Here is a 22360-nt window from a genome sequence, read left to right on the forward strand (position 1 = left end):
GTGGGAGCCTCCCATGTTGAACACCCTGTTACCCATCCTGCTGTTCGCTGCCCTTGGCCTGGCAGTGCTCGGCGCCTTGCGCCGGGTGCGTATGTGGCGACGTGGCCGGGCCTCCAAGGTTGACCTGATCGGCGGCCTGCTGGCCATGCCGCGCCGCTACCTGGTGGACCTGCACCATGTGGTCGAGCGCGACAAGTACATGTCCAAGACCCACGTGGCCACCGCAGGCGGCTTCGTGCTGTCGGCCGTGCTGGCGATCCTGGTGCACGGCTTTGGCCTGCAGAGCAAGATCCTTGGTTACGCGCTGCTGGTCGCCACGGTAATCATGTTCAGCGGTGCCATCTTTGTCTTCAAGCGCCGCCTCAACCCGCCTTCGCGCCTGTCCAAGGGCCCGTGGATGCGCCTGCCCAAGAGCCTCCTGGCGTTTGCCGTGAGTTTCTTCATCGCCACCCTGCCGGTTGCTGGCATCCTGCCGGCCAACACCGGTGGCTGGGTGATGGTCGGCATCCTTGGGCTGGGCGTGCTGTGGGGTGTGTCCGAGCTGTTCTTCGGCATGACCTGGGGCGGCCCGATGAAGCACGCCTTCGCCGGTGCCCTGCACCTGGCCTGGCACCGCCGCGCCGAACGCTTTGGCGGTGGCCGCTCCACCGGCCTCAAGCCGCTGGACCTGGAAGACCCCAACGCGCCGCTGGGCGTGGAAAAACCGGTGGACTTTACCTGGAACCAGTTGCTTGGCTTCGATGCCTGCGTGCAGTGCGGCAAATGTGAAGCCATGTGCCCGGCCTTTGCCGCCGGCCAGCCGTTGAACCCGAAAAAACTCATCCAGGACATGGTCATCGGCCTGGCCGGTGGCACCGACGCCCAGTTCGCCGGCAGCCCGTATCCTGGCAAGCCGATTGGCGAGCACGGCGGCAGCCCGCACCAGCCGATCGTCAATGGCCTGGTCGACGCTGAAACGCTGTGGTCGTGCACCACCTGCCGTGCCTGTGTCGAAGAGTGCCCGATGATGATCGAGCACGTCGATGCCATCGTCGACATGCGCCGCCACCTCACCCTGGAAAAGGGTGCCACGCCGAACAAGGGCGCCGAGGTGCTGGACAACCTGATCGCCACCGACAACCCTGGCGGTTTCGCGCCTGGCGGGCGTATGAACTGGGCCGCCGACCTCAACCTGCAACTGCTGTCGGAGGTGAAAACCACCGAGGTGCTGTTCTGGGTGGGCGATGGCGCATTCGACATGCGCAACCAGCGCACCTTGCGCTCGTTCGTCAAAGTGCTCAAGGCCTCGGGTGTCGACTTTGCCGTGCTTGGCCTGGAAGAACGCGACAGCGGCGACGTGGCGCGCCGCCTGGGCGACGAAGCGACCTTCCAGCAACTGGCCAAGCGCAATATCCAGACCCTGGCCAAGTACAAGTTCCAGCGTATCGTCACCTGCGACCCGCACAGCTTCCATGTGTTGAAGAACGAATACGGTGCATTGGGCGGCGACTACCAGGTGCAGCACCACAGCACCTACATTGCCGAGCTGATCGCCGCCAACAAGCTGAACTTGGGCCAGCACAAGGGTGGCAGTGTCACCTACCACGACCCGTGCTACCTGGGCCGTTACAACGGCGAGTACGAAGCCCCGCGTGCGGTGCTCAAGGCGCTGGGTATCGAAGTGCGCGAAATGGAGCGCTCGGGCTTCCGTTCCCGGTGCTGTGGCGGTGGCGGCGGTGCGCCGATCACCGACATCCCCGGCAAGCAGCGTATTCCGGACATGCGCATGGACGACATCCGCGAAACCAAGGCTGAGCTGGTAGCCGTGGGTTGCCCACAGTGCACTGCCATGCTCGAAGGCGTGGTCGAACCGCGCCCACAGATCAAGGACCTGGCCGAGCTGGTGGCTGATGTGTTGATCGAAGAAGACGCGCCTGCCGCCGCCAAGCCGCAAGCGGCCAAACGTGAACCTGCGGAGGTGCACTGATGAGCGACATTGTCCGCCGCGACCCACGCGCCGAGTGGATCGCCCGTAACCGTCTGCATCCGCTGCATGCTGCGATGCAGACGCAACAGACCAGCTGGATGGGCCCCAACGGCATCATCCGCAAGAACCCACATGCGCTCGCCGCAGGCTTTGTGGGCCCGGCCGGCCTCAAGCGTATCGACCGCAGTGGCGCCCAGCAGGGCACGGCTGTGGGCGGCCGACGCACCGCGGCGGCCGAGGTCAAGTTGCCGCTGCACCAGGTGCCTGAGCCGGCGTTCTACATTGCCGTGGTGCCAGACATGGTCGGCGGCCGCCTGAGCAGCCATGACCGCGACCTGCTCGGGTTGGCCCATAGCCTGGCCGGCAGCGACGGCGCCGTGCTGGCAGTGGTGTTTGGCGAACACAAGGAAAGCAACTTTTCCACAGCCGGTGTCGATCGCCTGCTGGTGCTCGAAGGCGAGGAATTCGCAGGTTATGCGCCGGAGCAACTGGTGCAGGGCCTGCGCGCTGTGGATAACCAGTTCACCCCGCGCCACTGGCTGCTGCCCGACAGCCGCAGCGGTGGCGGCGAACTGGGCCGGCGGCTGGGTGCGTCCCTGGGCGAACGCCCGGCGACGCGGGTCTGGCAGGTCAAGGACGGCCAGTGCATTGGCCGGGCCGGTGCCGGCCAGCAAGACCTGCAACGCGCCGTGCCACGGCTGATCCTGGCGGCGGCCGAGTGTGCCGAGCCGGTCAGCGAAACCCGCCATGAAGCGTTGCCGGTGGAGTTGTCCACAAGCATCGCGCGCAGCCTGTCGCGCATCGAGGACCTTGGCTCGGTAGCTGTAGACCCGGCCACCATCGCCATGGCCGAAGCCGAATTCATCGTCTCGGGCGGCAACGGCGTCAAGGACTGGGACCTGTACCACAAGGCCACAGCCGCCCTCGGCGCGACCGAAGGCGCCTCGCGGGTGGCGGTGGACGATGGCTTCATGCCGCGTAACCGTCAGGTGGGTGCCACCGGCACCTGGGTCACTGCACGGGTTTACGTGGCTGTGGGTATCTCGGGCGCGATCCAGCACCTGCAGGGCATCGGTGCCTGCGACAAGGTGGTGGCGATCAACATGGACCCGGGCTGCGACATGATCAAACGGGCTGACCTGTCGGTAATTGGCGACAGCTCGGCGATTCTCAAGGCGTTGATCGAAGCTGTGGACAACTACCGCAGCGGCGGCCAGCGCGACGCGGCATAAGGGCACGAGCATGAGTACGAAAGTGATCAGCCTGGTTTCCATCGGTGCCCACCCCAGCTCCGGCCGGGCCCGCCGCGCCGAACAGGATGCCCGCGCCGTGGAACTGGGCTTGCAGCTGGCTGGGGATAACTTGCAGGTGGTGCATGCCGGCGACCCTCGTGAAGAAGCGCTGCGCGCCTACCTGGGCATGGGCCTTGAGCACCTGGACGTGCTGGAGCAACCGGCCGGTGCCGATGTGCTGGGCGTGCTGGGGGATTACCTGCGCGATGCCGGGGCGCAACTGGTACTGACCGGCAGCCAGGCAGAGACGGGCGAGGGGTCGGGCATGTTGCCGTTCCTGCTGGCGGAGAAGCTGGGTTGGCCGTTGATTGTAGGGCTGGCCGAGGTGGAGTCGATCGACAACGGCACCGCCCAGGTCCTGCAGGCTCTGCCACGTGGCCAGCGGCGTCGCTTGAAGGTGCGCCTGCCGTTGCTGGCGACTGTGGATAACGCCGCACCCAAGCCGCGCCAGAGTGCCTTTGGCCCGGCACGCCGGGGCGTATTGGCGGCACGTAACGTGGCCATCGTCGAAGACGAACTGCTGGCCGAGGCAGAGCTGCAACCGGCCCGGCCACGCCCCAAGCGGTTGAAGGTGATCAAGGCCAAGAGCGGTGCCGACCGCATGAAGGCAGCGACGGCCAAGGCCAGTGGGGGGGGCGGCAAGGTATTGAAGGACGTTTCTCCACAGGAAGGCGCCGAGGCCATCCTCAAGCTGCTGGTGGAAGAGGGCGTGCTGCGTTAAGGCTTCACGCGATCCCTTGTAGGAGCGGCCTTGCGTCGCGATGGGCTGCGCAGCAGCCCCGGCAATCTTGAGTCAGGCTCGAAATCCAGGGGCTGCTGCGCAGCCCATCGCGACATAAGACCGCTCCTGCAATGAATCGCGCAGGCTTGATCAGCGCTGACTCGGCTTATAAGTCATGGATGAGCCTGGCTCTTTAGGGTTTTGCCCACAATCACTGTTAGCTGCTCTGTGGATAATCTGTTCGGTACTATCTGAAACCCGCGCAGGTCGTGGCTTGAGAAGAATTGATCAAAAAATAATCAAATTGAATCGGTGGCCTTCTGATTCATGATTATCAAGGTCTTGAATCGCTTATCCACAACCCAATCGCCGCGCTTTCGCGTTTTGCCCACAAACTCTGTTGGTGTTTCTGTGGGTAAGGTGTACGGAGTCTTCTGTAGCCCTACAGTCATGGCGCCTTGGTGGATTTGACCAAAAAATGATCAGCCATTTCCCCTGACATTTATGCCAGTAGGCAAACCTTCCTGTGACCGCTACGGTATTCCTGCCAGCTCATACCTGTGGATAACCTATGGCAACTTATTTATTGACGACAGATCTACAGCGCTCGGTGTTGCCAAGTCTGCACGCTTATTCACCCTACGGCTTCCGGAAAACCAGCCCAGCACCCGTCCTGGCTTTTGGTGGCCAGCGTCGCGATCCATTCACGGGCAGCTACCCGTTGGGCAATGGCCATCGTTTCTATAGCCCGACCCTGATGCGCTTCACGACTTGCGACTCACTCAGCCCCGTTTCCAAGGGAGGTATCAATGGGTATGTGTACTGTGGGGCAGATCCGGTAAACCGCCATGACCCAAGCGGCGCATTCTGGAGCGTTGTGCTAAGAACCATCGCCTTCCTGTCAAGCGGTGCCACCTTGGGTGGGGCGTTGGCACGTACTGGTCAAAATGTAGTGAAGCGCAGAGCCGCTTTTCGGGAAGCAGCTACCAATCGGGGGATGGAGAGTGGCGCTACTCATAGCGAGTTGCCCCATTTCAGCAGGGTTGCAAACCAGCAATTCCTCTTTACAGGGGGCACTGGTACTGCAGCGCAGCTGTACGCTGCGATCTCTGGTCTGAGCCCGGCCTCTCAGACGGCAACGGATGTACTGGGCTTGTTCAATGCAGGCACTAATCTGAGCGGCGGATACTTTGGCAACTATGTGTCAGCCAGTGACCTGGTCAAGTACCTGTGGCAATACCCGAGGGAAATCCCAGGAGTAGCTCTGGAGACGGTCATGGATGTCACGATGTTGGATGAGATGCTATCTAGCGTAGGCCGCGCATTTACTTATGTAGGGCGAGGGGTTGCAGCAGCTGCGGCCAGCATAAGGTCTTGGAGGACGGGCCCCTATGACGTCCCTGAATAGCAGTGATTTACAGTGATTTGGGCAAGCCTGACGCGCTCCGCCCAAAGCAGGCAGAGCGTTGTCAGGTGGCGGGTTATTCTTACTGCGCCTGCACTTCCTTCAGGTACGGCGCCGGCTCCGCTCCCAGGTTGTTCAACACCCGCTGGCTGTACCAGTCGATGAAGTTGACCACGCCAAACTCGTAAGTCTTCGAGTACGGCCCTGGCTGGTACGCGGTGGAGTTGATCCCGCGCTGGTTCTCTTCGGCCAGTCGACGGTCCTGGTCGTTGGTGGCGTCCCACACCTTGCGCATGTTTTCCGGGTTGTAGTCCACACCTTCCACAGCGTCCTTGTGCACCAGCCACTTGGTGGTGACCATGGTTTCCTGGGCACTGATCGGCCATACGGTGAACACGATCATGTGGTCGCCCATGCAGTGGTTCCACGAGTGCGGCAGGTGCAGGATGCGCATCGAGCCCAGGTCCGGGTTCTTGATGCGGCCCATCAGTTTCTGGCAGGCCTGCTTGCCGTCCATGGTCATCGACACGGTGCCCTTGAGCAGCGGCATGCGCACGATACGGTTACGCAGGCCATGGCTCTTGTGCAGGTAAGGGATCTTCTCGGCTTCCCAGGCGGCGGCAGAGGCGGCCACGTGGTCCTTGAATTCCTGGCTGGCGCGCGGGTCGTTGGTGTCGTCCCATTCCAGCAGGGTTTGCAGCAGCTCCGGGTGCGAACCGTTGCAGTGGTAGCACTCGCGGTTGTTTTCCAGTACCAGCTTCCAGTTGGCCTTTTCCATCAAGGTGGTCTGCACCGCCACCTTGGTGTTTTCCATGTCGTACGGTTCCATGTAGTGGTCCAGGGTGGCCAGGAACTCGTCGATGGCTGGCGGGTTCTGCGCCAGGCTGATGAAGATGTAGCCGCCAGCGACCTTCACGTTCACGGGCTTGAGGCCATACTGGTTCATGTCGAAGTCGGCACCCATCTCGGTGCCGGCGAACAGCAAGCGGCCGTCCAGCTCGTAGGTCCACTGGTGGTATGGGCACACCAGCTTGGCCACCTTGCCTTTTTCGCTGACGCACAGGCGTGAGCCGCGGTGGCGGCAGACGTTGTGGAAGGCATGCACCTTGCCTTCGGCACCGCGCACCACGATGATCGGGTTCTTGCCGATCTGCAGGGTGATGTAGTTGCCCTTGGCCGGGATCTCGCAGGTCATGCCGGCAATCAACCATTCCTTATGGAAGATTTCCTGCATGTCGATCTGGAACAGACGCTCGTCGGTGTAGAACGGCTGGGGCAGCGAGTAGGTGCGCTCGCGGGTCTGCAGCATCTCGGCGGTAGCCTTGCGTGCAGGTTCAAGTGGATCGCCCAGGCTCAGGGTTGCGGTGACGTCCATCGTGTATTCCTCGGGGCCGTGCGCGGCCGGCAAAAGGTGGCTAATCGTTGTGGTGGTGCCGCAAGGCTGTCGTTGAAAAAACAGCATGTTGTTTTGCCGTGGAGTGTGCGTCCGAAGACGTCGTGAACCGTATCCATGGGCGACATGGCCGAATTGAATAACGACGCGCCAGGCCTTGTGCCACGGGCCTGGTCGCGATAAGCACGTCGATGTCGCAGGCAGGAATGTGCGTCGTGTTCAGCTTGCGCATTATCGCAGCCATAAAAAGGGCCATAGTCGGCCGCTGGAGATGAACATGTCCGATACCTTCCTCAATCCGGTCACTACCCAGACCTGGGCCAATGGCCGCCACATCGTGCGCTGCGTCAAGGTCATCCAGGAGACCTGGGACGTGCGCACCTTCTGCTTCATGGCCGACCAGCCAATCATGTTCTTCTTCAAGCCAGGGCAGTTCGTCACCCTGGAGCTGGAGATCGAAGGCAAGCCGGTGATGCGTTCCTATACCATCTCCAGTTCGCCATCGGTGCCGTACAGCTTCTCGATCACCGTCAAGCGCGTGCCGGGCGGGCTGGTCTCGAACTTCTTGCACGACACCATGCACGAAGGCCTCGAGGTGCCGGTGCACGGCCCTGTGGGCCTGTTCAATGCCATCGACTTCCCTTCGGGCAAGGTGCTGTACCTGTCGGGCGGGGTGGGCATTACCCCGGTGATGTCGATGGCGCGCTGGTTCTACGACACCAACGCCAATGTCGACATGGTGTTCGTGCACAGCGCCCGCTCGCCGAAGGACATCATCTACCACCGCGAGCTGGAGCAGATGGCTTCGCGCATCCCCAACTTCAGCCTGCACATCATTTGCGAAAAGCACGGCCTGGGTGAGCCGTGGGCGGGTTACCGCGGTTACCTGAACCAGCGGCTGATGGAGCTGATCGCGCCGGACTACATGGAGCGCGTGGTGTTCTGCTGCGGCCCGACGCCGTACATGAATGCGGTCAAGCGCCTGCTGGAAGCGGTCGGCTTCGACATGGCCAATTACCACGAGGAATCGTTCGGCGCCACGCCGCCGGAGGCCAAGGCCGACGCCGTGGAACACGCCGAGCAGGCGGCCGATGCCCCAGAGCTGGACGTCTCCGACCTCAACCTGGTGGAGTTCATCGGCAGCGAGAAGAGCATTCGCATTGCCCCGGGCGAGACCGTGCATGCCGCGGCAGCCAAGGTTGGCCTGATGATCCCGAAAGCCTGCGGCATGGGCATTTGCGGTACGTGCAAGGTGCTCAAGCTGGGTGGCGAAGTGGAAATGGAGCACAACGGCGGCATCACCGAAGAGGACGAAGCCGAAGGCTACATCCTGTCGTGCTGCAGCGTGCCGAAAGGGGATGTGCGGATCGATTACTGATCCGAAATCGGGGGGCTGCTGCGCAGCCCATCGCGACACAAGGCCGCTCCCACAGGCGATCGCGGTCCCTTGTAGGAGCGGCCTTGTGTCGCGATGGGCCGCAAAGCGGCCCCAGGTAGCAGGGTGTCCATGACCTTGTTCATCTGCTCGGAGTTGGCCATCAGGTCGCGGTTCAGCATGTCGCTCAGTTCATCGAGGTGGTTCTCCTGGCTGAGGGTGCGCATACGCGACTCAAGTTGGCGGTATTGGCTGAGCTGGTCGAAGGCTGCCTGTTCGTCGTCGGCGCGGATCATGGGCACGTAGGCCTCGCGGGCGCGGTCCATCTGGGCATTGCGCTGGTCGAGCAGGTTCAGGGTATCGCGCTGGGTCTGGGCATCGCGGTTGACCAGCAGGCGGTACGAGAGCGTGCGCATGCGCAGGTTCAGCTCATCCAGAATCTTGATGCTCGGTACGTTGTCCTGCTCGATGACCTCGCCTGCCTGGCGGATGTTGCCCATTTGGACCAGCAAAAAGATGCCGAGGCCGAGCATCAACAGGCCAATCAACGCGAAGCCAAGTAGCGCGCGCGGGGCGATATTCATGTTGCGTAGAGACATGGCAGAAGGGTTCCAGGCAAGGAAGAGGAGGGGTGCTGGAGGTGCGACGAAATGGGGCTTGCCGGGCTATTGGACGTGGCCGCCGAGTCTTGAGTGCGGCTGCGAAATAATTATGAGGGCGCTAACCATTTCCTGACCGGCGGTTGACCCAGGTCGGAACAAGGGGGTGGTTCCTCTGTCAATCTGCGGGTCAGCAACCTTGTGAATCCGATATTTAATGGCGATGGGCGGCAGTTTTCTTTATCGTGTGCGCCCCTCGCAACAACCTGAGATAGACCCATGCTGGAAGCTTCCCTGAATCAAATCGAGCAACTGGTCAGCGACCTGATGCAGAAGAACGCTCAACTTGCCGAGCAGAACACCGCCCTTGGCCAAGAACTGGCCCAGGCCAAGGAAGAAAACGAAACCCTGCAGCTGTCGCTGATGGAGCAGGAAGAAAAGAATGGCGCCACCGCCGCACGCATCCAGGCCCTGGTTGAGCGCGCCAGTGCGGGCGTTGTCGGCGCATGAGACTGCAAGAGCAGCCGATCAATGTCGTGTCGATTCTCGGCATCGACTATTCGATCAAGGCGCCCGAAGGCCAGGAAGAAACCTTGGCCCAGGCGGTACGGATGCTCAACACTGCCCTTAACGAAACCAAGCGCCAGTACCCGACATTGATCGGTGACAAGCTGTTGGTACTGGCTGCCCTCAACCTTTGCTCCAGGCAGGTCGAGTTGCAGAAAGAACACCAGCAAACCCTGGCGCGCACCCAGGCGCAGATCGACGCGACCGTGGATGCCATCGTCCGCACAATCGCAGAGTCCTGATCGGTCTTTTGGGCGCTGCGCGCCCCTCCGCCAAACAAGGCCGCACCTACAGGTTGACCCGACCCCCGTAGGTGCGGCCTTGTGTCGCGATGGGCTGCAAAGCAGCCCCAAGTTCCAGTGCATTGTCTCCAACGACTGGATTAACTGAATACTCAAGTGTATACACTTCTCGCAAAACAATAATGTTGCGGGGGGGTAGGGCATGGGTTTCTGGCGCAAGAGCATCCAGTGGCAATTGATAACCAGCATGGGTGGTGCCTTGCTGGCGAGCATCCTGGTGGTGGTCATCATCTTCACCGTGGCGCTCAATCGCCTCACCGAGCGTTACCTGGTGGACACCGCCCTGCCGGCCAGCATCGAGGCCATTCGCAACGAAATCGAACACATGCTGGGCCAGCCGCTGGTGGCAGCGGCGGACATTGCCGGCAACACCCTGCTGCGCGACTGGCTTGCCGCCGGTGAAGACCCCGCCCAGGTTCCGCAGTTTCTCGAATACCTCACGGCAGCCAAGCAGCGCAACCGGGCGTTCACCACCCTGTTCGTGGCGACCGAAACCGGCCATTACTACAACGAAAATGGCCTGGACCGAACCCTCGACCGCAGCAACCCCAAGGACAGCTGGTTCTACGGCTACGTCGACAGCGGTGCCGAGCGGTTCATCAACATCGATGTCGACGGCTCTACGGGCGAGCTGGCGCTGTTCATCGACTACCGCGTGGAAAAGAACGGCCGGTTGGTCGGCGTGGCCGGTATGGGCCTGCAAATGACCGAGCTGTCGAAACTGATCCACGACTTCAGTTTCGGCGAGCATGGCAAGGTATTTCTGGTGCGCAACGATGGCCTTGTCCAGGTGCACCCGCAAGCAGCGTTAAGTGGCAAGCGCCAGCTCGGCGAGCAGCTTGGCGCCCAGGCCGCCAAGGCGGTACTGAGCGGCGGCGCCAGCCTGCGCAGCGGCCGCTTCGAGCGTGACGGCGAACAATACCTGGCCTTTGGCTTGCCTTTGCGTGACCTGAACTGGACCTTGGTCGCCGAAGTGCCGGAAGCGGAAATCTACGCCCCCATGCAACAGGCGGTATGGCTGACCAGCCTGATTGGTGGCGCCGTAGCCTTGGTATCGTTGCTGCTGGTGGTGTTGCTGGCACGCGGCCTGGTGCGGCCGCTGCGGCGCGTCACCGCTGCGCTGGTGCAGATTGGCAGCGGTGCGGGCGACCTCAGCCAGCGCCTGGATGACTCACGCCCGGATGAGCTGGGCGACCTGGCCCGTGGCTTCAACCGCTTCCAGGGCAGCCAGCGCGACCTGATCGGCGAGGTACTGAATACTTCCGAGCGCCTGCACCGGGCCGTGGAGCAGGTGACGCAGGTAGTGGACAACACCGCCGAGCGCTCTGGGCGCCAGCAAGACATGACCGCAATGGTCGCCACCGCCGTGCACGAGATGGGCCTGACCGTGCAGGACATTGCGCGCAACGCCGGTCAGGCAGCTCAAGCGTCGCAGGCGGCACGGGATGAGGCATTGCAGGCGCGCGAGGTGGTGCAGCGGTCGGTCCGGGGCATCGAGGGCATGTCGAGCGACATTGGCAAGGCCGCCGATGCAGTCAGCCAGTTGGCCGATGAAGTGGCCTCGATCGATGAAGTATTGGCGGTTATCCGCAGTATTTCCGAGCAGACCAACCTGTTGGCGCTGAATGCTGCCATCGAAGCTGCGCGGGCAGGGGACATGGGCCGCGGGTTTGCCGTGGTCGCCGATGAAGTACGGACGCTGGCCCGGCGCACGCAGTTGTCCACCGATGAAGTGCAGCAGATGATCCAGCGCCTCAAGCAAGGGGCAGGTTCTGCAGTGACTTCGATGCAGGCAGGGCAACAGGCGACGGGCACCGGTGTGGAAGCGAGCCAGCGTACAGGGGCGTCGCTGGGTGCGATTACTGATCAGGTGGAGCACATCAGCGACATGAACCACCAGGTGGCTACGGCGACTGAAGAGCAGTCGGCGGTGACCGAGGAAATCAACCGCACGGTGCAGGGGATTTCCGATCTGGCGCGGGAGACGGCGGCCGAGGTGCAAGGGTGCCGGGAGGAATGTCAGGCGTTGCGTAGCTTGGCTGATGACCTGGCGCGGCAGATGGGTGGGTTCAAACTTTAGATTGGTGTTGGCTTCTTCGCGGGCTTGCCCGCTCACACAGGTACTGCACAGCGCTCGAAGGCGGCGGTAACCCTGTGGGAGCGGGCATGCCCGCGAATGCAATCTGTCAGGCGGTGATTATGCTGCGGATATCCGCCGCCAGCTCACGCACCCGCTCTTGCTCGGTATCCCACGAGCACATGAACCGCGCCCCGCCGCTGCCAATAAAGGTATAGAACCGCCAGCCTTTGCCGCGCAGTGCTTCAATGGCGTGCTCCGGCATCTGCAGGAACACCCCGTTGGCCTCCACCGGGAACATCAGCTCGACCCCCGGCAAATCACTCACCAAAGATGCCAGCAGCTGCGCGCACTGGTTGGCGTGGCTGCCATGGCGCAGCCAGGCGCCACCTTCCAGCAGCCCCACCCACGGCGCCGACAGGAAGCGCATTTTCGACGCCAGTTGCCCCGCCTGCTTGCAGCGGTAGCCGAAGTCCTCGGCCAGCTGGCGGTTGAAGAACAGGATCGCCTCGCCCACCGCCATCCCGTTCTTGGTGCCGCCAAAGCACAGCACGTCGACGCCGGCCTTCCAGGTCAGCTCCGCCGGGCTACAGCCCAGGAACGCGCAGGCATTGGTGAAGCGCGCGCCGTCCATGTGCAGGTTAAGGCCCAGTTCCTTGCAGGTGGCGCTGATGGCCTTGAGTTCGTCGGGGCGGTAGACCGTGCCGACCTCGGTGGCCTGGGTGATGGTGACCACGCGGGGCTTGGGGTAATGGATGTCCTGGCGCTTGAGCGCCACTTCGCGGATGGACGCCGGCGTCAGCTTGCCGTGCACGCTGGCTGCGGTCAGCAGCTTGGAACCGTTGGAAAAGAACTCGGGTGCGCCGCATTCGTCGGTTTCGACGTGGGCGGTCTCGGAGCAGATCACGCTGTGGTAGCTCTGGCACAACGAGGCCAGGGCCAGGGAGTTGGCGGCAGTGCCATTGAAGGCGAAAAACACTTCGCAATCGGTTTCGAACAGCTTGCGGAAGTACTCGGCCGCGCGCTCGGTCCATTGGTCGTCGCCATAGGCGCGGTCGTGGCCGTGGTTGGCCTTCTCCATCGCCGCCCAGGCTTCGGGGCAGATGCCGGAATAGTTGTCGCTGGCGAATTGTTGGCTCTTGTCTGTCATGACACTACTGTCCTGTGAACGACGCAGATCAGCACTCTAAACCATCGATTCGGCGGTTGCCTATACAAGCTGTGCAACAGTCGGTTGCTGGGTTGCCTGTGCTGGCCGCTTCGCGGGCAAGCCCGCTCCCAAAGCGCTACCTCAAGCCCTCAGAACACCGCCATACCTGTGGCAGCGGGCATGCCCGCGAACGGGCCGGCAGCAACGGCAAAAAACGAATGTCGTAAACGCGCCATTGCAAGGCGTGCGCAGGCATCTGACCTACCCCGCCCAGTCATAACATCGCCACAAAGGGCCGCAGTGCCCCACGACAAAAAACGATCGCTGCCGGGAGATACACGATGTTCAGCAAGCAAGACCAGATCCAGGGTTACGATGATGCACTGCTGGCGGCGATGAATGCCGAAGAGCAGCGCCAGGAAGACCACATCGAGCTGATCGCCTCGGAAAACTACACCTCCAAGCGCGTGATGCAGGCCCAAGGCAGCGGCCTGACCAACAAATACGCCGAAGGCTACCCAGGCAAGCGCTATTACGGCGGCTGCGAGCACGTCGACAAGGTAGAGGCCCTGGCCATCGAGCGCGCCAAGCAACTGTTCGGCGCCGATTACGCCAACGTTCAGCCGCACTCCGGCTCGTCGGCCAACGGCGCTGTCTACCTGGCGCTGCTGCAGGCTGGTGACACCATCCTCGGCATGAGCCTGGCCCACGGCGGCCACCTGACCCACGGCGCCAAAGTGTCGTCCTCGGGCAAACTGTACAACGCTGTGCAATACGGCATCGACACCAATACTGGCCTGATCGACTACGACGAAGTCGAGCGCCTGGCCGTCGAGCACAAGCCGAAAATGATCGTTGCCGGTTTCTCGGCCTACTCCAAGACCCTGGACTTCCCGCGCTTCCGCGCCATCGCCGACAAAGTGGGTGCACTGCTGTTCGTCGACATGGCCCACGTGGCAGGCCTGGTCGCCGCTGGCCTGTACCCGAACCCGATCCCGTTCGCCGATGTGGTCACCACCACCACCCACAAGACCCTGCGTGGCCCGCGTGGTGGCCTGATCCTGGCCAAGGCCAACGAAGAGATCGAGAAGAAGCTCAACGCCGCGGTCTTCCCGGGCGCCCAAGGCGGCCCGCTGATGCACGTGATTGCCGCCAAGGCCGTGTGCTTCAAGGAAGCCCTGGAACCTGGCTTCAAGGCCTACCAGCAACAAGTGATCGAAAACGCCCAGGCCATGGCCCAGGTGTTCATCGACCGTGGCTATGACGTGGTGTCCGGCGGTACCGACAACCACCTGTTCCTGGTCAGCCTGATTCGTCAGGGCCTCACCGGCAAGGATGCCGACGCAGCCCTGGGCCGCGCGCACATTACCGTCAACAAGAACGCCGTGCCGAACGACCCGCAATCGCCGTTCGTGACCTCGGGCCTGCGCATCGGCACCCCGGCCGTCACCACCCGCGGCTTCAAGGTCACCCAGTGCGTGGCCCTGGCCGGCTGGATCTGCGACATCCTCGACAACCTCGGTGACGCAGACGTGGAAGCCGATGTGGCGAAGAACGTCGCGGCGCTGTGCGCTGATTTCCCTGTTTACCGCTGAGTGGAGTAAACGACAATGCAACGCTATTCGGGCTTCGGCCTTTTCAAACACTCCCTCAGCCACCACGAGAACTGGCAGCGCATGTGGCGCACGCCGACCCCTAAAAAGGTCTACGACGTGGTGATCGTTGGCGGTGGCGGCCATGGCCTGGCCACGGCCTACTACCTGGCCAAGGAACACGGCATCACCAACGTGGCCGTGATCGAAAAAGGCTACCTGGGCGGTGGCAACACTGCGCGTAACACCACCATCGTGCGCTCCAACTACCTGTGGGACGAGTCGGCCCACCTGTACGAGCACGCCATGAAGCTGTGGGAGGGCCTGTCCCAGGACCTCAACTACAACGTCATGTTCTCCCAGCGCGGCGTGTACAACCTGTGCCACACCCTGCAGGACATGCGTGACTCCGAGCGTCGCGTATCGGCCAACCGCCTGAACGGCGTGGATGGCGAGCTGCTGAACACCGCCCAGGTCGCGGCCGAAATCCCCTACCTGGACTGCTCGAAGAACACCCGCTACCCAATCCTTGGCGCCACCGTGCAGCGCCGCGGCGGCGTGGCCCGTCACGACGCCGTGGCCTGGGGCTTTGCCCGTGCCGCCGACGCCCTGGGTGTGGACCTGATCCAGCAGACCGAGGTGATCGGTTTCCGCAAGGAAAACGGTGCCGTCATCGGCGTGGAAACCAACAAGGGCTTCATCGGCGCCAAGCGCGTTGGCGTGGTCACCGCCGGTAACTCGGGGCACATGGCCAAGCTGGCCGGCTTCCGCCTGCCGCTCGAATCGCACCCGCTGCAAGCCCTGGTATCCGAGCCGATCAAGCCAATCATCGACAGCGTGATCATGTCCAACGCTGTACACGGCTACATCAGCCAGTCCGACAAGGGCGACCTGGTGATCGGTGCCGGTATCGACGGCTGGGTCGGTTACGGCCAACGCGGTTCGTACCCGGTGATCGAGCATACCCTGCAAGCCATCGTCGAAATGTTCCCCAACCTGTCGCGCGTTCGCATGAACCGCCAGTGGGGCGGCATCGTCGATACCTCGCCGGACGCCTGCCCGATCATCACCAAGACCCCGGTCAAGAACATGTTCTTCAACTGCGGTTGGGGTACTGGCGGCTTCAAGGCGACCCCGGGTTCGGGCAACGTCTTTGCCGCGAGCCTGGCCAAGGGCGAAATGCACCCACTGGCTGCGCCGTTCTCCATGGACCGCTTCTACAACGGCGCACTGATCGACGAACACGGCGCCGCCGCCGTCGCCCACTAACCGGAGACACCGTCATGTTGCATATTTTCTGTCCCCACTGCGGCGAGCTGCGCTCCGAAGAAGAGTTCCACGCCTCTGGCCAGGCGCACATCGCCCGCCCGCTGGACCCGGCTGCCTGCTCCGACGAGGAGTGGGGTACCTACATGTTCTACCGTGACAACCCACGCGGTATTCACCACGAACTGTGGGACCACGTTGCCGGCTGCCGCCAGTACTTCAACGTCACCCGCGACACCGTGACCTACGAAATTCTGGAAACCTACAAGATTGGCGAAAAGCCGCAAGTGACCGCCAACGGTAAAGCCGCCAGCGCACCGTCCGCCGTCAAAGGCCAAGGGGAAAAAGTATGAGCCAGACCTATCGCCTCGCCAGCGGCGGCCGTATCGACCGCAGCAAGGTCCTGAACTTCACCTTCAACGGCAAGACCTACCAGGGTTATGCCGGTGACAGCCTGGCCGCCGCGTTGCTGGCCAACGGCGTGGACATCGTTGGCCGCAGCTTCAAGTACTCGCGCCCCCGCGGCATCATCGCCGCCGGTACCGAAGAGCCGAACGCCATCCTGCAGATCGGCTCCAGCGAAGCCACCCAGATCCCCAACGTGCGTGCCACCCAGCAGGCGCTGTATGCAGGCCTGGTCGCCACCAGCACCAACGGCTGGCCGAACGTCAACAACGACGTCATGGGCATCCTGGGCAAGGTCGGCGGCAGCATGATGCCGCCGGGCTTCTACTACAAAACCTTCATGTACCCCAAATCGTTCTGGATGACTTACGAGAAGTACATCCGCAAGGCAGCCGGCCTGGGCCGTGCACCGCTGCAGAACGACCCCGACAGCTACGACTACATGAACCAGCACTGCGACGTGCTGATCGTCGGTGCCGGCCCTGCTGGCCTGGCAGCAGCACTGGCCGCCGCGCGCAGCGGTGCCCGGGTGATCCTGGCCGACGAACAGGAAGAGTTCGGCGGCAGCCTGCTCGATACCCGCGAAACCCTGGACGGCAAGCCTGCCGCCGAATGGGTCAGCGCCGTGGTCAAAGAGCTGGAAGGCCTGCCGGAAGTGACTCTGCTGCCACGTGCCACGGTCAACGGCTACCACGACCATAACTTCCTGACCATTCACGAGCGCCTCACCGACCACCTGGGCGACCGCGCCCCGATCGGCCAGGTACGCCACCGCGTGCACCGTGTGCGCGCCAAGCGCGTGGTACTGGCTGCCGGCGCCCACGAGCGCCCCCTGGTGTACGGCAACAACGACGTGCCGGGCAACATGCTGGCCGGTGCCGTGTCCACCTACGTACGCCGCTACGGCGTGGCCCCGGGCCGCAAGCTGGTGCTGTCGACCAACAACGACCACGCCTACCGCGCGGCGCTGGACTGGCACGATGCCGGCCTGCAAGTGGTCGCCATTGCCGATGCCCGCCACAACCCGCGTGGTTCGCTGGTTGAAGAAGCGCGTGCCAAAGGCATCCGCATCCTTACCTCCAGTGCCGTGATCGAGGCCAAGGGCAGCAAGCACGTGACCGGCGCCCGTGTGGCGGCGATCGATGTGCAGGCGCACAAGGTCACCAGCCCTGGCGAAACCCTCGAGTGCGACCTGATCGCTTCGTCGGGCGGTTACAGCCCGATCGTTCACCTGGCATCGCACCTGGGCGGTCGCCCGGTATGGCGTGACGACATCCTCGGTTTCGTACCGGGCGATGCGCCGCAAAAACGCGAATGCGTGGGTGGCATCAACGGTGTCTACGCCTTGGGCGATGTGATTGCCGATGGTTTCGAAGGCGGCGTTCGCGCGGCCACCGAAGCTGGTTTCAAGGCCACCGTTGGCACCCTGCCGAAAACCGTTGCGCGCAAGGAAGAGGCCACCGTTGCTCTGTTCCTGGTACCGCACGACAAGGGCACCAAAGGGCCGAAGCAGTTCGTCGACCAGCAGAACGACGTGACCGCCGCCGGTATCGAACTGGCCACCCGTGAAGGTTTCGAGTCGGTCGAGCATGTCAAACGCTACACCGCGCTGGGCTTTGGTACCGACCAGGGCAAGCTGGGCAACATCAACGGCCTGGCCATTGCCGCCCGTTCCATCGGCATTACCATTCCGGAAATGGGTACCACCATGTTCCGCCCCAACTACACGCCGGTCACCTTCGGCGCGGTAGCGGGCCGCCACTGTGGTCACCTGTTCGAGCCCGTACGCTTCACCGCCCTGCATGCCTGGCACGTGAAGAACGGCGCCGAGTTCGAAGACGTCGGCCAGTGGAAGCGCCCTTGGTACTTCCCCAAGGCTGGTGAAGATATCCATGCTGCCGTGGCCCGCGAATGCAAGGCCGTGCGTGACAGCGTGGGCCTGCTGGACGCCTCCACCCTGGGCAAGATCGACATCCAGGGCCCGGATGCCCGTGAGTTCCTCAACCGCATCTACACCAACGCCTGGACCAAGCTCGACGTGGGCAAGGCGCGCTACGGCCTGATGTGCAAGGAAGACGGCATGGTCTTCGACGATGGCGTAACCGCCTGCGTCGGCGACAACCACTTCATCATGACCACCACCACCGGCGGCGCTGCACGCGTGCTGCAGTGGATGGAGCTGTACCACCAGACCGAATGGCCAGAGCTGAAGGTGTACTTCACTTCGGTCACCGACCACTGGGCCACCATGACCCTGTCCGGCCCCAACAGCCGCAAGCTGCTCAGCGAGCTGACCGACATCGACATGGACAAGGAAGCCTTCCCGTTCATGACCTGGAAGGAAGGCAACGTAGGCGGTGTACCGGCCCGGGTGTTCCGTATTTCGTTCACCGGCGAGCTGTCGTACGAAGTGAACGTGCAGGCCAACTACGCCATGGGCGTGCTGGAACAGATCATCGAGGCGGGCAAGAAGTACAACCTGACCCCGTATGGCACCGAGACCATGCACGTTCTGCGCGCCGAGAAGGGCTTCATCATCGTCGGTCAGGACACCGACGGCTCGATGAACCCGGACGACCTGAACATGAGCTGGTGCGTGGGCCGCAACAAGCCGTTCTCGTGGATCGGCCTGCGTGGCATGAACCGCGAAGACTGCGTGCGTGAAAACCGCAAGCAGCTGGTTGGCCTGAAGCCGATCGACCCGACCAAGTGGCTGCCCGAAGGCGCCCAGCTGGTATTCGATCCCAAGCAGCCGATCCCGATGGACATGGTTGGCCACGTGACTTCCAGCTATGCGTCCAACTCGCTGGGCTACTCGTTCGCCATGGGCGTAGTCAAAGGCGGCCTCAAGCGCATGGGCGAGCGCGTCTACTCGCCGCAGGCGGATGGCAGCGTGATCGAGGCGGAAATCGTGTCTTCGGTGTTCTTCGATCCGAAGGGTGAGCGGCAGAACGTTTGACTCCGGGCCCTGTGGGGGCAGGCCAGGCCCAATCGCCGGCAAGCCAGCTCCCACAGGATCGATGCAGCTTTGAAGGTTGGTGAGTTCCCTGTGGGAGCTGGCTTGCCGGCGACAGGGCCGGTAGCCCCAACACAAACGCTGCGTCGCATCGACGAACCAGAATTCAAGGCAGGTAAGAAATGAGCGCTATCAACGTCTTCCAGCAAAACCCCGGCGCCGAGGCCAAAGCCCAGTCGCCACTGCACCACGCCGACCTGGCCAGCCTGGTTGGCAAAGGCCGCAAGAACGCAGGCGTAACCCTGCGCGAAAAGAAGTTTCTCGGCCACCTGACCCTGCGCGGCGATGGCCATGACCCGGAATTCGCCGCGGGTGTACACAAGGCCCTGGGCCTGGAGTTGCCTGTAGCCCTGACCGTGGTGGCCAACGGCGACACGTCGCTGCAATGGGTCGGCCCCGATGAGTGGCTGCTGATCGTGCCTGGCGGCCAGGAACTGGCGGTCGAGCAAAAGCTGCGTGCAGCCCTCGAAGGCCAGCACATCCAGGTGGTCAATGTGAGCGGCGGGCAAAGCCTGCTGGAACTGCGCGGCCCCCATGTACGTGAAGTGCTGATGAAGTCCACCAGCTATGATGTTCACCCGAACAACTTCCCGGTGGGCAAGGCCGTCGGTACCGTGTTCGCCAAGTCGCAACTGGTGATCCGCCGTACTGCCGAAGACACCTGGGAACTGGTGATTCGCCGCAGCTTCGCCGACTACTGGTGGCTGTGGCTGCAGGACGCTTCGGCCGAGTACGGCCTGAGCATCGAGGCTTAAGGAGCGCAGAACATGAGTCGGGCACCGGATACCTGGATTCTCACCGCCGACTGCCCGAGCATGCTCGGCACCGTCGACGTGGTGACGCGTTACCTCTTCGAGCAGCGCTGCTACGTGACGGAGCACCACTCGTTCGACGACCGGCAGTCGGGGCGTTTCTTCATTCGCGTGGAGTTTCGCCAGCCGGACGATTTCGATGAAGCCGGCTTTCGCGCCGGCCTTGCCGAGCGCGGCGAAGCGTTCGGCATGGTGTTCGAGCTGACCGCCCCGAATCACCGCCCCAAAGTGGTGATCATGGTGTCCAAGGCCGACCACTGCCTGAACGACCTGCTGTATCGCCAGCGCATTGGCCAACTGGGCATGGACGTGGTCGCGGTGGTGTCCAACCACCCCGACCTCGAACCCTTGGCGCATTGGCACAAGATCCCGTACTACCACTTTGCCCTCGACCCCAAGGACAAGCCTGGGCAAGAGCGCAAGGTGTTGCAGGTCATCGAGGAAACCGGCGCCGAGCTGGTGATTCTTGCGCGCTACATGCAAGTGCTGTCGCCTGAGCTGTGCCGGCGCCTGGACGGCTGGGCGATCAACATCCACCACTCGTTGTTGCCGGGTTTCAAGGGCGCCAAGCCTTATCACCAGGCCTACAACAAGGGCGTGAAGATGGTCGGTGCCACGGCGCACTACATCAACAACGACCTCGACGAAGGGCCGATCATTGCCCAGGGCGTCGAGGTGGTGGACCACAGCCATTACCCGGAAGACCTGATCGCCAAGGGCCGCGACATCGAATGCCTGACCCTGGCGCGGGCGGTGGGGTATCACATCGAGCGGCGGGTGTTCCTCAACGCCAACCGGACTGTGGTTCTGTAATAACCTGTACCGGTCTACAGGTATTGCGTGAACTCAAAGCCAGCGCACTACCTGTGGGAGCGGGCAAGCCCGCGAAGCAGGCGACGCGGTGTATGGCACCGGCTACGCCGGTGATCGCCGGCAAGCCCGCTCCCACAGGGATATCACAGGCCTCGAAGGCTGTGCTTTACCTGTAGGAGCGCCTTCAGCCGCGAAGAGGCCGGTACAGGCCAGCACCTCTGTTTGCCCCCATACCTTCCAACGACAAACCTGCCGCTAAATGGCATCTCCCTGTCGCTCCCAGTCAGTGCACCCGGCCCCATCCGGCCCACAATTCCCCTCATCCAGAAACACATGCCGCCCAAGGATGGCGGCGCGTTCAACCACCGCTGCATAAATAAAAATCAAGCGAGGTAAGAGCATGTCTGGCAATCGTGGAGTGGTATATCTCGGCGCCGGCAAGGTCGAGGTGCAGAAGATCGACTACCCGAAAATGCAGGACCCACGCGGCAAGAAAATCGAGCATGGCGTGATCCTGAAGGTGGTCTCCACCAACATCTGCGGCTCCGACCAGCACATGGTCCGCGGCCGCACCACTGCCCAGGTCGGCCTGGTTCTGGGCCATGAAATCACCGGTGAAATCGTCGAAAAAGGCAGCGACGTCGAGCGCATGCAGATCGGCGACCTGGTTTCGGTACCGTTCAACGTTGCCTGCGGCCGTTGCCGCTCGTGCAAAGAGATGCACACCGGTGTGTGCCTGACCGTCAACCCGGCCCGCGCCGGCGGTGCCTACGGCTACGTCGACATGGGCGACTGGACCGGCGGCCAAGCCGAATACGTGCTGGTGCCCTATGCCGACTTCAACCTGCTGAAACTGCCCGAGCGCGACAAGGCCATGGAGAAGATCCGTGACCTGACTTGCCTGTCCGACATCCTGCCAACCGGCTACCACGGCGCCGTCACTGCCGGCGTAGGCCCAGGCAGCACCGTGTATGTCGCTGGCGCCGGCCCGGTCGGCCTGGCCGCCGCTGCCTCGGCGCGCCTGCTGGGCGCCGCTTGCGTCATCGTCGGCGACCTCAACCCGGCCCGCCTGGCTCACGCCAAGTCGCAGGGCTTTGAGGTGGTCGACCTGTCCAAGGACACCCCGCTGCACGAGCAGATCGTCGATATCCTCGGCGAGCCGGAAGTGGACTGCGCCGTTGACGCCGTTGGCTTCGAGGCCCGCGGCCATGGCCATGAAGGTGCCAAGCACGAAGCCCCGGCCACCGTGCTGAACTCGCTGATGCAGGTTACCCGCGTAGCCGGCAACATCGGTATCCCGGGCCTGTACGTGACCGAAGACCCGGGCGCGGTGGACGCTGCCGCCAAGATCGGCGCGCTGAGCATCCGCTTCGGCCTGGGCTGGGCCAAGTCGCACAGCTTCCACACCGGCCAGACCCCGACCATGAAGTACAATCGCCAGCTGATGCAGGCGATCATGTGGGACCGCATCAACATTGCCGAAGTGGTGGGCGTGCAGGTGATCAACCTGGACCAGGCGCCGGAAGGGTACGGCGAGTTTGATGCCGGGGTGCCGAAGAAGTTTGTGATCGACCCGCACAAGATGTGGGGCGCGGCGTGATACCGTGAT

17 protein-coding genes and 2 pseudogenes are annotated in these 22360 nt (G+C 62.9%); 16 read left to right on the forward strand and 3 right to left on the reverse strand.

Annotated features, from left to right (window positions below):
• The first annotated feature begins 13 nt into the window (after positions 1–13).
• The 4 genes from dgcB to L1P09_RS01430 all read left to right on the forward strand — a co-directional run bounded on the left by dgcB (position 14) and on the right by L1P09_RS01430 (position 5387).
• Positions 14–1966, forward strand: coding sequence for a dimethylglycine demethylation protein DgcB (gene dgcB / locus L1P09_RS01415; RefSeq protein WP_009682905.1), 1953 nt, complete (start codon positions 14–16; stop codon positions 1964–1966).
• Entirely contained in the window at positions 1966–3198 is a 1233-nt protein-coding gene (etfA, locus tag L1P09_RS01420) for an electron transfer flavoprotein subunit alpha (RefSeq protein WP_029886396.1), read from the forward strand. Before dgcB ends, etfA begins: the two co-directional genes overlap by 1 nt.
• A gap of 10 nt (positions 3199–3208) precedes the next feature.
• Positions 3209–3979: an electron transfer flavoprotein subunit beta gene (gene etfB / locus L1P09_RS01425; protein WP_054912227.1), complete on the forward strand. Its 771-nt coding sequence runs from the start codon at positions 3209–3211 to the stop codon at positions 3977–3979.
• Positions 3980–4550: 571 nt separating this feature from the next.
• Complete coding sequence (locus tag L1P09_RS01430) at positions 4551–5387, forward strand: RHS repeat-associated core domain-containing protein (RefSeq protein ID WP_235768346.1); 837 nt, start codon at positions 4551–4553, stop codon at positions 5385–5387.
• A 79-nt stretch (positions 5388–5466) separates the two neighbouring features.
• Here L1P09_RS01430 and gbcA read toward each other — a convergent pair whose 3' ends face one another.
• Positions 5467–6759: a glycine-betaine demethylase subunit GbcA gene (gbcA, locus tag L1P09_RS01435; protein WP_009682910.1), complete on the reverse strand. Its 1293-nt coding sequence runs from the start codon at positions 6757–6759 to the stop codon at positions 5467–5469.
• A 295-nt stretch (positions 6760–7054) separates the two neighbouring features.
• On the opposite strand from gbcA, the gene gbcB reads away from it, so the two are divergent.
• Positions 7055–8155: a glycine-betaine demethylase subunit GbcB gene (gene gbcB / locus L1P09_RS01440; protein WP_009682911.1), complete on the forward strand. Its 1101-nt coding sequence runs from the start codon at positions 7055–7057 to the stop codon at positions 8153–8155.
• 116 nt (positions 8156–8271) lie between these two features.
• Here gbcB and L1P09_RS01445 read toward each other — a convergent pair.
• A pseudogene (locus tag L1P09_RS01445) lies at positions 8272–8751 on the reverse strand (MCP four helix bundle domain-containing protein); the annotation flags it as partial.
• Between the two features lie 279 nt (positions 8752–9030).
• Here L1P09_RS01445 and L1P09_RS01450 point away from each other — a divergent pair.
• The 4 genes and pseudogenes from L1P09_RS01450 (at position 9031) to L1P09_RS26270 (ending at position 11700) form a co-directional block, all read left to right on the forward strand.
• Positions 9031–9261: a hypothetical protein gene (locus L1P09_RS01450; protein WP_009683367.1), complete on the forward strand. Its 231-nt coding sequence runs from the start codon at positions 9031–9033 to the stop codon at positions 9259–9261.
• Positions 9258–9560: a cell division protein ZapA gene (locus L1P09_RS01455; RefSeq protein WP_029886391.1), complete on the forward strand. Its 303-nt coding sequence runs from the start codon at positions 9258–9260 to the stop codon at positions 9558–9560. The genes L1P09_RS01450 and L1P09_RS01455 overlap by 4 nt, the downstream gene beginning before the upstream one ends.
• Positions 9561–9807: 247 nt before the next feature.
• A pseudogene (locus L1P09_RS26265) lies at positions 9808–10836 on the forward strand (HAMP domain-containing protein); the annotation flags it as partial.
• Positions 10837–10971: 135 nt separating this feature from the next.
• A complete protein-coding gene (locus L1P09_RS26270; protein ID WP_390898617.1) occupies positions 10972–11700 on the forward strand; it encodes a methyl-accepting chemotaxis protein in 729 nt (242 codons plus the stop codon).
• A 106-nt stretch (positions 11701–11806) separates the two neighbouring features.
• Here the strand turns inward: L1P09_RS26270 and L1P09_RS01465 are convergent, their stop codons facing one another.
• Positions 11807–12847 (reverse strand): threonine aldolase family protein, encoded by a 1041-nt coding sequence (locus L1P09_RS01465; protein ID WP_054906170.1) that lies wholly within the window; start codon positions 12845–12847, stop codon positions 11807–11809.
• Positions 12848–13188: 341 nt separating this feature from the next.
• On the opposite strand from L1P09_RS01465, the gene L1P09_RS01470 reads away from it, so the two are divergent.
• The 7 genes from L1P09_RS01470 (at position 13189) to fdhA (ending at position 22351) form a co-directional block, all read left to right on the forward strand.
• Positions 13189–14442 carry a serine hydroxymethyltransferase gene (locus L1P09_RS01470; protein WP_009683372.1) on the forward strand — a complete coding sequence of 418 codons (1254 nt, stop codon included), beginning with the start codon at positions 13189–13191 and terminating at the stop codon, positions 14440–14442.
• 15 nt (positions 14443–14457) lie between these two features.
• A complete protein-coding gene (locus L1P09_RS01475) occupies positions 14458–15708 on the forward strand; it encodes a sarcosine oxidase subunit beta family protein (RefSeq protein WP_003255680.1) in 1251 nt (416 codons plus the stop codon).
• A 14-nt stretch (positions 15709–15722) separates the two neighbouring features.
• On the forward strand, positions 15723–16058 hold the full coding sequence (locus L1P09_RS01480; RefSeq protein WP_009683373.1) for a sarcosine oxidase subunit delta: 336 nt from the start codon (positions 15723–15725) through the stop codon (positions 16056–16058).
• Positions 16055–19069 carry a sarcosine oxidase subunit alpha gene (locus tag L1P09_RS01485; RefSeq protein ID WP_047150218.1) on the forward strand — a complete coding sequence of 1005 codons (3015 nt, stop codon included), beginning with the start codon at positions 16055–16057 and terminating at the stop codon, positions 19067–19069. The genes L1P09_RS01480 and L1P09_RS01485 overlap by 4 nt, the downstream gene beginning before the upstream one ends.
• Before the next feature lie 179 nt (positions 19070–19248).
• Entirely contained in the window at positions 19249–19881 is a 633-nt protein-coding gene (locus tag L1P09_RS01490) for a sarcosine oxidase subunit gamma (RefSeq protein WP_009683376.1), read from the forward strand.
• A gap of 12 nt (positions 19882–19893) precedes the next feature.
• Complete coding sequence (gene purU, locus L1P09_RS01495; RefSeq protein ID WP_009683377.1) at positions 19894–20751, forward strand: formyltetrahydrofolate deformylase; 858 nt, start codon at positions 19894–19896, stop codon at positions 20749–20751.
• 400 nt (positions 20752–21151) lie between these two features.
• Positions 21152–22351: a formaldehyde dehydrogenase, glutathione-independent gene (fdhA, locus tag L1P09_RS01500; RefSeq protein WP_009683378.1), complete on the forward strand. Its 1200-nt coding sequence runs from the start codon at positions 21152–21154 to the stop codon at positions 22349–22351.
• The last annotated feature ends 9 nt before the right edge of the window (positions 22352–22360 follow it).

Origin of the sequence: Pseudomonas juntendi (assembly GCF_021560075.1) — a bacterium.
Taxonomy (GTDB): Bacteria; Pseudomonadota; Gammaproteobacteria; order Pseudomonadales; family Pseudomonadaceae; genus Aquipseudomonas; species Aquipseudomonas juntendi.

Bases quoted from the DNA above. Each gene is read 5' to 3' on its own strand.
- L1P09_RS01450 (WP_009683367.1), top strand. From the start codon at position 9,031: ATGCTGGAAGCTTCCCTGAATCAAATCGAGCAACTGGTCAGCGACCTG.
- fdhA (WP_009683378.1), top strand. From the start codon at position 21,152: ATGTCTGGCAATCGTGGAGTGGTATATCTCGGCGCCGGCAAGGTCGAG.
- etfA (WP_029886396.1), top strand. From the start codon at position 1,966: ATGAGCGACATTGTCCGCCGCGACCCACGCGCCGAGTGGATCGCCCGT.
- L1P09_RS01470 (WP_009683372.1), top strand. From the start codon at position 13,189: ATGTTCAGCAAGCAAGACCAGATCCAGGGTTACGATGATGCACTGCTG.
- purU (WP_009683377.1), top strand. From the start codon at position 19,894: ATGAGTCGGGCACCGGATACCTGGATTCTCACCGCCGACTGCCCGAGC.
- gbcA (WP_009682910.1), bottom strand. From the start codon at position 6,759: ATGGACGTCACCGCAACCCTGAGCCTGGGCGATCCACTTGAACCTGCA.
- L1P09_RS01485 (WP_047150218.1), top strand. From the start codon at position 16,055: ATGAGCCAGACCTATCGCCTCGCCAGCGGCGGCCGTATCGACCGCAGC.
- L1P09_RS01475 (WP_003255680.1), top strand. From the start codon at position 14,458: ATGCAACGCTATTCGGGCTTCGGCCTTTTCAAACACTCCCTCAGCCAC.
- L1P09_RS01480 (WP_009683373.1), top strand. From the start codon at position 15,723: ATGTTGCATATTTTCTGTCCCCACTGCGGCGAGCTGCGCTCCGAAGAA.
- L1P09_RS01430 (WP_235768346.1), top strand. From the start codon at position 4,551: ATGGCAACTTATTTATTGACGACAGATCTACAGCGCTCGGTGTTGCCA.
- gbcB (WP_009682911.1), top strand. From the start codon at position 7,055: ATGTCCGATACCTTCCTCAATCCGGTCACTACCCAGACCTGGGCCAAT.
- L1P09_RS01490 (WP_009683376.1), top strand. From the start codon at position 19,249: ATGAGCGCTATCAACGTCTTCCAGCAAAACCCCGGCGCCGAGGCCAAA.
- etfB (WP_054912227.1), top strand. From the start codon at position 3,209: ATGAGTACGAAAGTGATCAGCCTGGTTTCCATCGGTGCCCACCCCAGC.
- L1P09_RS26270 (WP_390898617.1), top strand. From the start codon at position 10,972: ATGGTCGCCACCGCCGTGCACGAGATGGGCCTGACCGTGCAGGACATT.
- L1P09_RS01455 (WP_029886391.1), top strand. From the start codon at position 9,258: ATGAGACTGCAAGAGCAGCCGATCAATGTCGTGTCGATTCTCGGCATC.
- dgcB (WP_009682905.1), top strand. From the start codon at position 14: ATGTTGAACACCCTGTTACCCATCCTGCTGTTCGCTGCCCTTGGCCTG.
- L1P09_RS01465 (WP_054906170.1), bottom strand. From the start codon at position 12,847: ATGACAGACAAGAGCCAACAATTCGCCAGCGACAACTATTCCGGCATC.